Source organism: Amycolatopsis sp. FBCC-B4732 (genome assembly GCF_023008405.1).
Taxonomy (GTDB): domain Bacteria; phylum Actinomycetota; class Actinomycetes; order Mycobacteriales; family Pseudonocardiaceae; genus Amycolatopsis; species Amycolatopsis pretoriensis_A.
On sequence record NZ_CP095376.1, the window covers coordinates 9,118,515 to 9,131,923 of the forward strand.

Genomic DNA, 13,409 nt, shown 5'->3' on the forward strand with positions numbered 1-13,409 from the left:
CCGGCAAGCGGGTGACACACTGGGCGGATGGGCGTGATCCACATCCACGATCGGGACGACCCGCGGGTCGACGATTTCCGCGAGCTGTCCACAGCGGACCGGCGCCCGGACCGGCCTGGTGGACGGGGGTTCGTCATCGCCGAAGGCACCGTCGTGGTGTCCCGGCTGCTGGCGTCCCGCTACCCGGTGCGGGCGCTGCTCGGGGTCGAACGGCGGTTCGCCGAACTGGCGGCCGAACTCGAAGGAATCGAGGCGCCGCAGTACGTCGCGTCCGCGGAGACGATGGCCGACGTGGTCGGGTTCCACCTCAACCGCGGGATCCTCGCCGTCGCCGACCGGCCGGCGCCGCTCACGGTTTCCGAAGTCGTCGACGGTGCCGCCACGATCGCCGTGCTGGAAGGCGTCGGCGACCACGAAAACCTCGGCTCGCTCTTCCGGAACGCGGCCGCGCTCGGCGTCGGCGGGGTGCTGCTCGGGCCCGGTTGTTCCGACCCGCTGTACCGGCGCAGCGTGCGCGTTTCGATGGGACACGTGCTGCGAGTGCCGTTCGGGCACCTCGAGGACTGGCCGGGCGGGCTCGACGACCTGCGGGCGCGCGGGTTCGCCGTCGCGGCGTTCACCCCGCGGCCCGGGTCGGTTTCCCTGCGTGAACTGCGCGCGCACGCGCCCGGTCGGGTGGCGTTGCTCTTCGGTGCCGAGGGTCCCGGGCTGACCGAAGCGGCGCTGGCGGCGGCTGATCACGCGGTCCGGATACCCATGCCGGCCGGAGTCGATTCACTGAACATCGCGACCGCTGCCGCCGTTGCCTTCTACGAACTGGCTCCGGGTGGCTAAAGTGATCCCCCAGTCTGGCGAAAGGACACCATGGAGCTGCGGATCCGCGGCGAGCGCGCCGTGCTGGCCGGCCCCGGCGGGGAGCACGCGCGCGAGGTGGACCCGCACAAGCTCGCGATCGGCGCCGACCTGGCGCAGGCCCTGCACGAGTGGGCCCGCGTCGCGGCCGCCGTCTCGGCCGATTCCGGTGCCGAAGCGGGCGCGGTCGTTTCGCAGCGCGGCCGCCAGCTGGCCGGCCGGCTCGCGTCGGTGATGGGCACGACCGTCCGGTTCGTGGACCCGGTGACGGGTGCGGACACGGTCGTCGAGCCGCCGCCGCGCGAACCCGAACCCGGCCACCGGTTCGTCCGCGCCGTGCTGGGCCCGCCGGGACCGCCCGGCGAACCGACCCCGTGGCCGACCGGCCTGACGGTGTCGGCGTTCATCGCGGCCGTGGTCGTCGTGGCGATGCTGGCGCTGGCTTCGACGCTGGCGCGGGAGACCAGCGGGTGGCTGGCGCTGGTGGCGTCGGTCGTCGTGACGGGTGGGATCACGCCGTCGCTGTGGCTGGTTCGGCGCACGCCGATCCTGCGGTGGGCCGCGTACGGCGCCGCGGGCGGTGTGGTGATCGCGTGGATCGGCGTGCTGGTGATCGCCTTCGGCGGTGCCTGATGGGCGAGCCGCTGGACGAGCTGCGGAAGGTGTGCCTGGCCCTGCCGGAGGCGACCGAGCGGCTCAGCCACGGGTCGCCCGCCTGGTTCGTGCGCGGCAAGAAGACCTTCGTGATGTTCGCCGACGACCACCACGGCGACGGCAGGCTCGCGTTCTGGTGCCCGGCGCCGCCCGGGGTGCAGGAGGAGCTGGTGCGCGGGGAGCCCGAGCGCTTCTTCCGGCCGGCGTACGTCGGGCACCGCGGGTGGCTGGGCGTGCGGCTGGACGTCGACGTCGACTGGGCCGAGGTCGGCCGGATCGTGCGCGAGGCGTACCGGCAGGTGGCGCCGAAGACGCTCGCGGCGCGGGTGGATTAGCCGCGCTGCGAGCGGACCCCGAGGAGCACGTCCTCCCAGGACGGCACGATCGGGTGGTTCTTCTTGGCCTTCGGCCGCGGCTGCTCGGCCGTGTCTTCTTCCGGGTCCGCCGGCACGCGCGGGATCTCGCGGGTGTCGTCGTCCGGGTCCGGCTCGGCCGACGGCAGTTCGGCGCGCTCCGGCGCCACCGAGTCCAGCGTCGGCTGGAACTCCGTTTCGCGGGCCGGGGCCAAGGCACGAACCGTCCGGGGCGGGCGGTAGGCGTTCGGGTCCAGCAGGACTTCGGCGTTCTCGTCGAGCGCCGTGACCGTGCCGCCGTGCGCGCCGGGGGAGAACGCCCAGTGCGCGCGGTTGTCCGACCGGCCGGCCTTCCACTGGAGCACGACGACCCAGCGGCCGTCGTCGCCCTTCCAGGAGTCCCAGGTGGCCTGCGAGTAGTCGTGGCCGCGCACGCCGAAGCCGTACGCGACGACCTCGCCGAGCGTCTGCACGTCGGGGCCGTCCTCGCGGACGGGGTGCGCGCTCTGGGCGAGCTCGGCGGTGCGCGACCGCTCGAGCAGGACGGGATAGGCGTAGCGCTCGACGCGCTGTGTGCTGACACCGGCGCTCGCGGCGACTTGCTCGACGGACTCGCCGGCGCGGATGCGCTGCTGGATCTCGCGTGGCCGCATCTGGCTCTCCAACTCGATTTCGATCTGGCCGAGGCGGGTGATGTCCCCCCGCGCCGCCGCACGCAGTCGCTCATCAGCCGGGAGCAGGAAGCGAGTGCGGCTCGCCGGGTCTTCGAGCACGATGGACTTGCCGTCCTCGTGCAGCCCGACCACTCGCAGCGCCCGCATTGTTCTCGCCTCCCCGATCTCTTCTTCACCGTTGTGGGTGCCCACGTTAGAACGGCGCGTCGACTTGACGTGCGAGGCGCGCCGAGTCCGTGCCGAACTGCCCACTGTTCATTTCGCGACGCTCGTATCATGGGTCACCCAGGTCAGGGGTTGCTGTGTGACACGCCGGACACGGTCAGTCACGATCGAGTGGATCAAGCCGGCGTGGATCGGCGGCAGCCGGATGCGGGGGCGGTGGCGGCTCGCGGGATGTCATGAACGGGTCGTTCAGCGCGCCGGACGTCATGAACGACTCGTTCATGACGTCCGAGCCGGCCGGCCGCTCAGCCTCCACCACTCACGAGGGCGGGAGGCGGACCGTCACCGTGAGCCCGCCGCGCCGGCCGGGCTGGGCCTCCGCGTAGCCCGCGTGGGCCTGGGCCACCGAGCGGACGATCGACAACCCCAGTCCCGCGTTGCGCGTGTCGCCCGTCCGCTCCGACCCCACCCGGCGGAACGGCTCGAACAACGTCGGTACGGCCTCGGGCGGCACCACCGGACCCGAGTTGCGCACCTCCAGGGCCGGGTCGCCGCGGACCTCGACGTACACCCAGCCGCCCGAAGCGTTGTACGTGATCGCGTTGACCACCAGGTTCGTCACCAGCCGCTCCAGCAGGACCGGGTCGCCCGCCACCACCCGGGGGCGCAGGCGCGTCTCCACCGTCACCCCCGCCGTCGACGCCTGGGCGGCCGTCGCCCGGACGACCGAAGCCACCACGGCGTCCAGCCGGACCGGTGCGCGCGCGTGCAGGCCGCGGTCGCTGCGGGCGAGGACCAGCAGGCCCTCGATCATCCGTTCGCTGCGCTCGTTCGTGTGGAGCAGGTGCGTGCCGAGCTTCCGCAGCTCCGGCGTCACCTCCGGGTCGGCCATCGCCACTTCGATCAGCGTCCGTTGCACGGCCAGCGGCGTCCGCAGCTCGTGCGACGCGTTCGCGACGAACCGCTTCTGGCTGTCGAACGACTCCGCCAGCCGGTCGAGCATGCCGTCGAACGTGTCCGCCAGCTCCTTCAGCTCGTCGGGCGGGCCCTCCAGGTTGATGCGGCGGTCGAGCTTGCCCGCCTCGAGCCGGCGCGCGGTCGAGGTGATGTCGTGCAGGGGCCGCAGCGCGCGCCCGGCCATCAGCCAGCCGAACAGCACCGCCAGCCCGGCCGTCGCCACCAGCGCGATCGCCGAGCCGACGAGCAACGTCGAGAGCGTCGAGGAACGGTACTCGTCGAGTGAGCCGCTGAGCAGCCGCACGGCGATGCCTTCGGACGGCAGGGGCGTGCCGGCCGCGATGCCGTAGGTGGCGTCGGCCGAGCCGAGCGTCGTCGACGCGACCCGGGTCGGGTCCGGCAGCGTGCTCTGCACCAGCAGGTAGTTGATCACCACGAGCACCAGCCCGGCGAGCAGGAACAGCGCGCCGTACCAGGCGGTGAGCTTCGCGCGGACCGAAAAGCCGTTCACGGCGTGCCGAACCGGTAGCCGGCACCGGGCACAGTCTCGATCACCGGCGGGTCGCCGAGCTTGCGCCGCAAGGTCATCACCGCGACGCGCACCGCGTTCGTGAACGGGTCCGCGTGCTCGTCCCACGCCTTGTCCAGCAGGTCCTCGGCGCTGACCACCGTGCCTTCCGCGCGCATCAGGACCTCGAGCACGGCGAACTCCTTCGGCGAGAGCAGCAGGAACCGGCCGTCGCGGGCGGCCTGGTGGCGCGGCAGGTCGAGGACGACGCCGCCGCGTTCCAGCACCGGCGGCAACGCGGGCCGCGCGCGCCGCGACAGCGCCTGGACCCGGGCGACCAGCTCGGCGAACGCGAACGGCTTCGTCAGGTAGTCGTCGGCGCCGAGGCCCAGCCCGGCCACCCGGTCGGTGACGTCGGCGGCCGCGGTCAGCATCAGCACCCGCGCCTCGCCGCCCGCACGGACCACCGCGGCGCAGACGTCGTCGCCGTGCACCAGCGGCAGGTCGCGGTCGAGCACCACGACGTCGTAGCCGTGCACGCCGACCCGTTCGAGTGCCTGCGCGCCGTCGTAGCAGACGTCGACGGCCATCGAAAACCGCCGCAGCCCCTCCGCGACCGAGTCGGCCAAGAGCCGCTCGTCCTCCACCACCAGCACCCGCACCCGCCCAGTCTGCGCAGGCAGGCCATAAGGACCGCATAAGCGACGTCGCTTAGCGCGCCCGAATCCCCGGATCCGTAGACCTGGCACCGACCGGAGAAGAAAGGAACGAGCCATGCGGACACGGATCGTCGTCGCGGCGCTCGGGGCGGCGCTGCTGCTCGGGGGCTGCGGCGCCAAGGGGGACGACGGCGGCAAGGTCGCCTCGATTTCGACGCCGCCGAAGCCGGGCGGGCCCACCGCCGCCGACACGAGCGGCAAGAGCGACGAAGACAAGATGCGCGAGTTCGCCAAGTGCATGCGCGAGCACGGCGTCGACATGCCCGACCCCAAACCGGCCGGTGACGGCGGGGGCATGGCGATCACCCTGGGCGGGGACGGCGCCGACGCCTCGAAGATCGAAGCCGCGCAGAAGGCGTGCAAGCACCTCATGCCCAACGGCGGCGAGATGAAGCCGCCGAGCGCCGAGGAGCTCGACAAGATGCGCAAGGACGCCAAGTGCATGCGCGACCACGGCGTCGACATGCCCGACCCCGACCCGAGCGGCAAGGGGACGATGCGCGTCGGCGGGCCGGGCGACGACCCGAAGAAGTTCGAAGCGGCCGCGAAGGCGTGCGGCATGGGCATGAGCGTGAAGGCGGCGCCGGCGCGATGAGTCACGTGACCGAACTCAAGCCCCGCCGGCGCGGCCGGACCCGGTGGTTCGTCGCCGCCGCGGTCCTCGTCGTGGTGCTGGGCACCGGCTCCGTCGTGGTCCTGACGCGGGTGTCGAGCGCGACGCCGGTGAAGGAAGCCGCGCCGCCGCCGGTGGAGACCGCCGAGGTCGTCAAGACCGACCTCAGCGAGGAAGAGGAAGCCGACGGCACGCTCGGCTACGGCGAGGAGGACACCGTCCAGGGCCGCAAGCCCGGCACGATCACGTCGCTGCCCGCGGCCGGCGCCGAGATCACCCGCTGCCAGGCGGTGTACGGAGTGGACGCGAAGCCGGTGCCGCTGTTCTACGGCACGCTCCCGTTCTACCGCGACCTCGCCGCCGGTGCGGCCGACGGCGCCGACGTCAAGCAGCTGGAGGAGAACCTCAAGGCGTGCGGCTTCGGCGGGTTCGGCATACCGGACAAGAAGTTCACGTCGGCGACGGCGGCCGCGCTGAAGAAGTGGCAGAAGTCGCTCGGCTTGGAGCAGACCGGCGCGTTCGGTCAGGGCGACGTCGTGCTCGCGGCGGGTGAGGTCCGGGTGTCGTCGCTCGCCGCCAAGCCCGGCTCGCCGGCACAGGGCGAGGTGCTCAAGACGACCGGGACCGTCCGGTCGGTGCAGGTGAAGCTCGAGGCGGCCAAGCAGGACCTCGCGCAGCAGGGCGCGAAGGCGACCGTGACGATCAACGGGAAGCCGACGACGGGCACGATCACCGACGTCGGGCGCTCCGCCGTCGAGGGCAAGGACGCGGCGGGCAACAACGACGGGAAGCCGACGATCACGGTCACCGTCCGGCTCGACGACCCTGCTGCGGGTGGCACCCTCGACTCCTCGCCGGCGAGCGTCCGGTTCACCAAGGACGTCCACCAGGGCGTGCTCGCGGTCCCGGTCGGCGCGCTGCTCGCGCTCGCCGAAGGCGGGTACGCGGTCGAGGTCGACGAGAACGGGAAGCGGCGGCTGGTGGCTGTCCAAACCGGACTGTTCAGCGGCGGCAAGGTCGAAGTCACCGGCGACGGCCTGACCGCGGGCCTGCGGGTGGTGACGACGTCGTGACGCCCGTGCTGCGCGTGCACGAGGTCACGCGCACCTACCCCGGCGGCGTCGCCGCGCTCGACGGCGTCTCGCTTTCCTTGGAGGACGGCGAAATGGTGGCGATCGTCGGGCCGTCCGGGTCCGGCAAGTCGACGTTGCTGCACCTGATGGGCACGCTCGATCGGCCCTCGTCCGGGCGGATCGAGCTGCACGGCCACGACGTCGCCGCGCTGCCGGACCGCAAGGTCTCCGCGCTGCGGTCGCGCTGGATCGGGTTCGTGTTCCAGCAGTTCTTCCTCGACGAAGGGATGAGTGCGGTGGACAACGTGTGCACCGGCCTGCTCTACGCCGGGGTGCCGCGACGGCGGCGGCGCGACCGGGCGCTGGCCGCGCTCGACCGCGTCAAGCTGGGGCACCGGGCGTGGCACCGCCCCGGCGAGCTGTCCGGCGGGGAGCGCCAGCGCGTCGCGATCGCGCGGGCGGTGGTCAACGAGCCGTCGATCCTGCTGGCCGACGAGCCGACCGGCAACCTCGACACCGGCACCGGCGCGTCCGTGCTCGGGCTGCTCGGCGAGCTTTCGGCCGAGGGCACCACGATCGTCGTGATCACCCACGACCGCGAGATCGCGGCCGGCATGCCGCGCCGGATCGAGCTGCTCGACGGGCGGCTGCGGCTGGACACCGGTCTGGTGGGTGCGCGATGACCCTCGTGACGCTGCCGGAACCGGCCCGGCTCAAGCCGCCGGACGTCGTCGCGCTGGGCGCGCACGGCATGCGCACGCGGCCGGTGCGCGCGGTGCTTTCCGCGCTGGGCATCGCGATCGGCGTCGCGGCGATGGTCGCGGTGCTGGCGATCCCGGCGTCCGGCGCGCAGGCGCTGCACGACCGGCTGGCCGCGCTCGGCACCAACCTGCTCACCGCCGGGCCGGGGCAGACGTTGTTCGGGGCCGACGCGACCCTGCCCGACGACGCCGTCCCGATGGCGAAGCGGATCGGGCCGGTGCAGGCGGTCAGCGGCACCGGGACGACGTCGGCGAACGTGCGGCGCAGCGACAAGATCGCGCCGAACGACTCCTCCGGGCTGGCCGTGTACGCGGCGCGGCCGGACCTGCTGGGTGTGCTCGGCGGCAAGGTCCGGACCGGCAGGTTCCTGGCGGCGGGCGACCAGGACTACCCGGTGGTGGTGCTGGGTTCGCAGGCCGCGGCCCGCCTCGGCATCGACCACGTCGACCCGGCCCGCCCGCCGCAGGTGCTGATCGGGACGCAGTGGTTCACCGTGGCCGGGATCCTCGCGCCGATGCCGCTCGCGCCGGAGATCGAGCGGTCGGCGCTGGTCGGCTGGGACGTCGCCGAGCGGCTGCTCGGGTTCGACGGCCACCCGTCCACTGTGTATGTCCGCGCCGAAGAGTCCCAAGTGGACAGTGTGCGGTCGGTGCTGGCCGCGACGCTGAACCCGCAGGCGCCCAACGAGGTCGAGGTGCGCCGCCCGTCGGACGCGCTCGCCGCGCAGAAGCTGACGGACACGACGTACAGCGCGCTGTTCCTCGGGCTCGGCGGGGTCGCGCTGCTCGTCGGCGGGGTCGGGGTGGCGAACACGATGGTGATCTCGGTGCTGGAACGAAGGCGCGAGATCGGCCTCCGCCGCGCGCTCGGCGCGACGAAGCGGCAGGTCCGCGGCCAGTTCCTGGCCGAGTCGGTGCTGCTGTCCGGGCTGGGCGGGCTCGCGGGCGTGCTGGCCGGGGTGCTGGTGACCGCGGGGTACGCGCTGAGCCAGGGGTGGCCGGCGGTGCTGCCGACCGGGGCGCTGGCCGGCGGGGTGGGGGTCGCGGCCCTGGTGGGGGCGGTCGCGGGCGCCTACCCGGCGATGCGGGCGGCCCGGCTGCCGCCCACGCAGGCGCTGGCCTGACCCGGCCCGGGCACTTCACCCCGGGTCCGGACGTCATGAACGAGTCGTTCACCTCGCCAGACGCGGTGAACGACTCGTTCATGACATTGCGGGGCGGCGGGCGAGCAGTGACACGGATGCCGCGTGGCGGGTTACACGCTGCCCGGGATTCAGCACGTTGGAAGATTTCGCGCTCGATCGCGTCCGCGTTGAATGGGCACCGGGGTCGTGAGCGAAGGAGTGGGTGGGCTTGGTGCGAGTCGAGGCGAACCGGCGGGACTTCCTGCGGTGGCTGGCCACGGCGGGCGCGGGTCTGGCCGCCGCCGGGATCGCACCCGCGGTGTTCGCGCGGGAGGCCGCCGCGGCCGGCACCGACGTCGTCGTGGTGACCGGGGCGACCGTCGTCGACGGCACCGACGGCCCGGCCCGCCCGAACTCCGCGGTCGTGCTGGTCGGGGACCGGATCGCCTGGGTCGGCCCGGCCGCCGAAGTGCCGCGCTGGGGCCCCGCCCGGGTGATCGACGGCCGCGGCCGCTGGCTCGTGCCGGGGCTCTGGGACATGCACGCCCACGGCATCGAGATGGAAGAGCTGTGGCCGCCGCTGTTCCTGGCCAACGGCGTCACCGGCATCCGCGAGATGCAGGGCTACGCCGAGAACCGCGCCACCCGCGACAAGATCGTCCGCGGTGAGCTGCTCGGCCCGCGGGTCGTGCTGGCCAGCGCGATCATCGACGGGCCGGTGTCCCTGCTCGGGCCGCCGATCACCCAGGTCGCGAACGCCCAGGAAGCGCGGGCGGCGGTCCGGGCCGCCGCGGCGCAGGGCGCGGACTTCGTCAAGGTCTACTTCTACCTGCCGCGCGAGTGCTTCACCGCGATCGCCGACGAGTGCGACCGGCTCGGCCTGACCTTCGCCGGGCACTGGCCGTACCGGATGGGGCAGCTGGAGGCCGCCCGCTACGGCCAGCGCAGCTTCGAGCACTCCTTCGGGCTGCCGATCGCGACCTCGAGCCGGCGCGACGAGTTCCTCGCCCGCCTCGACGCGAAGCCGTTCGACCCGAAGGCCCCGCGCGACTTCTTCAACCTCGCCCGCGAACTCGACCGGCAGGCCGCCCAGGCCTACGACCCGAAAACGGCCGAACGCCACTTCGCCGGGCTCAACGCGCTCGGCAGCCGGCTGACGCCCACGTTCGCGGTCAACCGCGTCATTTCGAAGCCCGCCGACACCTTCGCGCACGACCCGCGGCTCAAGTACGTCTCCCAGGACATCCGCGACTACTGGGCCGACCGGCTCACGCTCTTCACGCCGGTCACGCCGGATCAGGTCGCCCAGCAGGAGGACTACTTCCAGGCGCAGCTGCGGCTGACCGGCGAGGCGTACCGCAACGGCGTCGGGCTCCTCGGCGGGACCGACTGCCAGAACCCGTACGTCTTCCCGGGCTTCAGCCTGCACGACGAGCTCGACTACCTCGTCGAGGCCGGGCTGACCCCGAAACGGGCGCTGCAGACCGTCACCCGCGACGCGGCCGCGTTCCTCGGCCGCTCGGCGAGCGTCGGGACGATCGGCCCCGGCAAGGCCGCCGACCTGGTGCTGCTGGACGCCGACCCGCTCGCCGACATCCGCGCGATCCGGCGGATCGACACCGTCGTCACCGCCGGCCGCGTGCTCGACCGGGCCGCGCGCGCCCGGCTGCTCGCCGACGCCGAAGCCGCGGCGAACCGGCCGCCCTCGGCGAAGGCCAGGTCAGTGCGGTTGCCGGTGCGCGGCTGCTGCTGAGCGCCCGGTAATCTCGGCCGGTCGGAGACCGGGTTCGAGGGGGACGCGTTGACTGGGCGGAAACTGCTGTGGTCCCTCGCGGTGCTCGAGGTCGCCGCGGTCGTCCTGGTCCTCGTCCTGAAGCGGTTCGACGGCCTCGACCTGGAGGTCTACCTGGGCGGCGCCAAAGCGCTGGCCCAGCAGGGCACGCCGTACGACGCCTGGGTGCCGACCACGCACCAGATCCTGCTGCCGTTCACCTACACGCCGTTCGCCGCGGCGGTGTTCCTGCCCGGCACGCTGCTGCCCTTCGCGGTGACGATGAAGCTGGTCAGCATCGCGTCGATCCTCGCGACCGGCGTCGTCGCCTACCTCTACGTCGCGACGCTCAACGGCTCGCTCACCGACGCGTCGAAGGTCAACGGCCGCGCGGTGGCCGCGCTGGTCGCGATCGGCGCGCAGCTCGCCGGTGCCCTGCTGGAGCCGGTGCGCTCGACGCTCGGCTTCGGGCAGATCAACGCGCTGCTCATGGTGCTGGTGGTGCTCGACGTGCTGCTGCCCGGCGAGCGGAAGCGGACGAAGGGCCTGCTGATCGGCGTGGCCGCGGCGATCAAGCTGACGCCGGCCGTCTTCGTCGTCTACTTCCTGTTCCGCCGCGACTTCAAGTCGGCCGCGCGGGTGGTCGGCGGCTTCCTCGCGGCCGGGGCGCTGCTGTGGCTGGTCCGGCCGTCGGCGTCGGTCACGTACTGGACGAAGCTCGTCTTCGACGCGGGCCGCATCGGCGGCGTCGACTACGTCGGCAACCAGTCGCTGCACGGCCTGACCGTGCGCGCCAGCCTGCCGGAGTCCGTGTGGGTGCTGGCCGCGGTGGCCGTGATGGCCCTGGTCGCGGTGATCATCGTGCGGGCCGCCGAGCCGGTGCTCGGGCTCACCGCCTGTGCGCTCGGCGGGCTGCTCGTCTCGCCGATCTCGTGGACCCACCACTGGACGTGGTGCGTGCCGATCCTCGTCCTCGCCGGGTGGTACGCGTGGCGCTTCGACCGGGCGGTCCGGTGGGTGGCGGCCGCGGTCGTCGTCGCGGGAGTGGCGTTGTTCATCGCCGGCCCGATGTGGTTCGCCCCACGGCCGGCGCCGTCCGCGATCTGGTGGCTCGCCACCGAGTCCTACGAACTGTTCGGCCTGCTTCTGCTGGCCCTAGCCGCGTTCGGCGCCCGCCGCCTGAGCACGCAGAAGGGGACCTCCGCCGCCGAAGTGGCGAAGGTCCCCTCCGCGGAACCCCGGGTCAGCTGAGCCGCTCGACCACGTACTCGATGCTCTGCGTGAGCTTCGTGATGTCGTCCGGGTCGATCGCCGGGAACAGGCCGACGCGCAGCTGGTTGCGGCCCAGCTTGCGGTACGGCTCGGTGTCGACGATCCCGTTGGCGCGCAGCACCTTCGCCACCGCGGCGGCGTCGACGTCGTCGCTGAAGTCGACCGTGCCGACGACCTGCGAGCGCAGGTCCGCGTCCTTGACGAACGGCGTGGTGTAGCTGGTCTTCTCGGCCCACTCGTACAGCCGCGACGACGAGTCCTTCGTGCGCGCGGTCGTCCACTCGAGGCCGCCCTGGCCGTTCATCCACTCGATCTGCTCGGCGAGCAGGAACAGCGTGGCCACGGCCGGGGTGTTGTACGTCTGATCCTTGCGGGAGTTGTCCAGCGCGGTGGTCAGCGACAGGAACTCGGGGATCCAGCGGTCGCCGCCGCCGATCTCGCCGATGCGCTCGACCGCGGCCGGGGAGGCCAGCGCGATCCACAGCCCGCCGTCCGCGGCGAACGACTTCTGCGGCGCGAAGTAGTAGACGTCGAAGTCCTCGGCCTTGACCGGGAGGCCGCCGGCACCGGAGGTGGCGTCGATCGCGACCAGCGCGCCTTCGGAGCCTTCCGGACGGCGAACGGGGACGGCGACACCGGTCGACGTCTCGTTGTGCGCCCAGCCGACCAGGTCCGCGCCGGCTTCGTAGGCGATGTCCGGCGCGCTGCCGGCGTCGGCCTTGACGACGATCGGGTCGGCCAGGAACGGCGCGCCCTTGGTCACGGAGGCGAACTTCGAGGAGAACTCGCCGTAGGTGAAGTGCTGCGAGCGCTCGCGGACCAGGCCGAACGCGGCCGCGTCCCAGAACGCCGTGGTGCCGCCGTTGCCGAGGATCACTTCGTAGCCCTCGGGCAGCGAGAAGAGCTCGGACAGGCCGGCCCGGACGCGCCCGACGAGGGACTTGACCGGCTTCTGCCGGTGCGACGTGCCGAGGTAGGTGGAGCCGGACTCCGCCAGTGCGCTCAGCTGCTCGGCGCGGACCTTCGACGGTCCGCAGCCGAAGCGGCCGTCGGCCGGCTTGAGGTCTGCGGGGATGGTCAACTCAGCGTCGGTCATGTGGCCAGTCTCTCAGGTCGGGATCGGGCTGCTAACAGAGGTGTTCGGTTAAACACAGTGACGCGAAGCGTCTCCGTTGAGGGCGGTGGTGGGGGCATGGATGGAGTCCGACATGTGGAATCGATGAAGCCTCGTTGGTACTTTTTCGCCTGGTTCGCGGTGGTGGCCGCGGTGCACCTCCTCGTCGAGGGCTGGACCGACACGACCGCCATCGGGCTGCCGGTCGGCTTCGCGGCGACGCTGGCGCTGGTCTTCGTCCGGCGGCTGCCGTGGTGGGTGACCGGCGAGGAACGCCCGAGCCGTCGGGTCCGCTTGCGCCGTCGCTCCCGGGTCCGGTGGCGGCTCGCTGCCCGGACGGCGGCGGTCTGGACGGCCGCCGCGCTCGCCGTCGGCGCCGAAGCGGCGGCCATCGTCTTCGACGGCGGCTGGCTGCCGTTGCTGGTGCCGGTCCCGGGCCTGCTGGTCGTGCTGGGCCTGGCGGGGTGGCGGTCCGAACTCGCGGAGATCGCGCAGTGCCTGAACGGCCGCTGGACGGAGGTCGCCGCCGCGGCGTTCGACGTGCGGCCGGGCGAGCCGGTCGACGGCTGGGCCGTGCTGCCCGGTGCCCACCGGATCAAGTTCCACCTGGCCGCGGCCCCGGCCGACGTCGCCGCCGAGCTGGCCGGCCGGCGCCGGATGTGGCTGGCCGGGTGGCCCTCGGAGCACCTCGTCATCGGCCTTCCGGACGGCGACGGTTACGCCGTCGGCGAGCTCGGCGTCCACCGCCGTGACCGGAAAAACACGGTGCCCGCGGGGCGCGCGGCCCGGTAGGTTGGCC

At 72.9% G+C, this 13,409-nt stretch carries 14 protein-coding genes; 10 read left to right on the forward strand and 4 right to left on the reverse strand.

Annotated features, from left to right (window positions below):
• Window positions 1–27 precede the first annotated feature (27 nt).
• Genes MUY14_RS41410 through MUY14_RS41420 form a run of 3 tightly spaced genes read left to right on the forward strand, consistent with a single transcriptional unit; the run spans window position 28 to window position 1,841 of the window.
• Window positions 28–834 (forward strand): RNA methyltransferase, encoded by an 807-nt coding sequence (locus tag MUY14_RS41410; protein WP_247017955.1) that lies wholly within the window; start codon window positions 28–30, stop codon window positions 832–834.
• Between the two features lie 30 nt (window positions 835–864).
• Window positions 865–1,485 (forward strand): DUF2537 domain-containing protein, encoded by a 621-nt coding sequence (locus tag MUY14_RS41415; protein ID WP_247017956.1) that lies wholly within the window; start codon window positions 865–867, stop codon window positions 1,483–1,485.
• A complete protein-coding gene (locus MUY14_RS41420; RefSeq protein ID WP_247017957.1) occupies window positions 1,485–1,841 on the forward strand; it encodes an MmcQ/YjbR family DNA-binding protein in 357 nt (118 codons plus the stop codon). Before MUY14_RS41415 ends, MUY14_RS41420 begins: the two co-directional genes overlap by 1 nt.
• Here MUY14_RS41420 and sepH read toward each other — a convergent pair.
• The 3 genes from sepH to MUY14_RS41435 all read right to left on the reverse strand — a co-directional run bounded on the left by sepH (window position 1,838) and on the right by MUY14_RS41435 (window position 4,825).
• Window positions 1,838–2,680, reverse strand: a complete 843-nt coding sequence (gene sepH / locus MUY14_RS41425) for a septation protein SepH (protein ID WP_247017958.1) — start codon at window positions 2,678–2,680, stop codon at window positions 1,838–1,840. The two genes, MUY14_RS41420 and sepH, sit on opposite strands and share 4 nt — an antisense overlap.
• Before the next feature lie 337 nt (window positions 2,681–3,017).
• Window positions 3,018–4,166, reverse strand: coding sequence for a cell wall metabolism sensor histidine kinase WalK (locus tag MUY14_RS41430; RefSeq protein ID WP_247017959.1), 1,149 nt, complete (start codon window positions 4,164–4,166; stop codon window positions 3,018–3,020).
• On the reverse strand, window positions 4,163–4,825 hold the full coding sequence (locus MUY14_RS41435; RefSeq protein WP_247017961.1) for a response regulator transcription factor: 663 nt from the start codon (window positions 4,823–4,825) through the stop codon (window positions 4,163–4,165). The genes MUY14_RS41430 and MUY14_RS41435 overlap by 4 nt, the downstream gene beginning before the upstream one ends.
• Window positions 4,826–4,937: 112 nt before the next feature.
• On the opposite strand from MUY14_RS41435, the gene MUY14_RS41440 reads away from it, so the two are divergent.
• From MUY14_RS41440 to MUY14_RS41465, 6 genes are all read left to right on the forward strand, one after another.
• The gene (locus tag MUY14_RS41440) at window positions 4,938–5,477 is read left to right on the forward strand and encodes a hypothetical protein (RefSeq protein WP_247017963.1); all 540 of its coding nucleotides are present in this window, start codon (window positions 4,938–4,940) and stop codon (window positions 5,475–5,477) included.
• Window positions 5,474–6,568: a peptidoglycan-binding protein gene (locus MUY14_RS41445; protein ID WP_247017965.1), complete on the forward strand. Its 1,095-nt coding sequence runs from the start codon at window positions 5,474–5,476 to the stop codon at window positions 6,566–6,568. The genes MUY14_RS41440 and MUY14_RS41445 overlap by 4 nt, the downstream gene beginning before the upstream one ends.
• Complete coding sequence (locus MUY14_RS41450) at window positions 6,565–7,251, forward strand: ABC transporter ATP-binding protein (protein ID WP_247017966.1); 687 nt, start codon at window positions 6,565–6,567, stop codon at window positions 7,249–7,251. Before MUY14_RS41445 ends, MUY14_RS41450 begins: the two co-directional genes overlap by 4 nt.
• Window positions 7,248–8,453 (forward strand): ABC transporter permease, encoded by a 1,206-nt coding sequence (locus MUY14_RS41455; RefSeq protein ID WP_247017967.1) that lies wholly within the window; start codon window positions 7,248–7,250, stop codon window positions 8,451–8,453. The genes MUY14_RS41450 and MUY14_RS41455 overlap by 4 nt, the downstream gene beginning before the upstream one ends.
• Window positions 8,454–8,676: 223 nt before the next feature.
• Window positions 8,677–10,206: an amidohydrolase family protein gene (locus tag MUY14_RS41460; protein ID WP_247017968.1), complete on the forward strand. Its 1,530-nt coding sequence runs from the start codon at window positions 8,677–8,679 to the stop codon at window positions 10,204–10,206.
• A gap of 48 nt (window positions 10,207–10,254) precedes the next feature.
• Window positions 10,255–11,475: a glycosyltransferase 87 family protein gene (locus MUY14_RS41465; RefSeq protein ID WP_247017969.1), complete on the forward strand. Its 1,221-nt coding sequence runs from the start codon at window positions 10,255–10,257 to the stop codon at window positions 11,473–11,475.
• On the opposite strand, the gene serC is transcribed toward MUY14_RS41465, so the two are convergent.
• The gene (gene serC, locus MUY14_RS41470; RefSeq protein WP_247017971.1) at window positions 11,468–12,592 is read right to left on the reverse strand and encodes a phosphoserine transaminase; all 1,125 of its coding nucleotides are present in this window, start codon (window positions 12,590–12,592) and stop codon (window positions 11,468–11,470) included. The two genes, MUY14_RS41465 and serC, sit on opposite strands and share 8 nt — an antisense overlap.
• Window positions 12,593–12,715: 123 nt before the next feature.
• Between serC and MUY14_RS41475 the strand changes: the two genes are divergently transcribed.
• A complete protein-coding gene (locus tag MUY14_RS41475; RefSeq protein ID WP_247017973.1) occupies window positions 12,716–13,402 on the forward strand; it encodes a hypothetical protein in 687 nt (228 codons plus the stop codon).
• The last annotated feature ends 7 nt before the right edge of the window (window positions 13,403–13,409 follow it).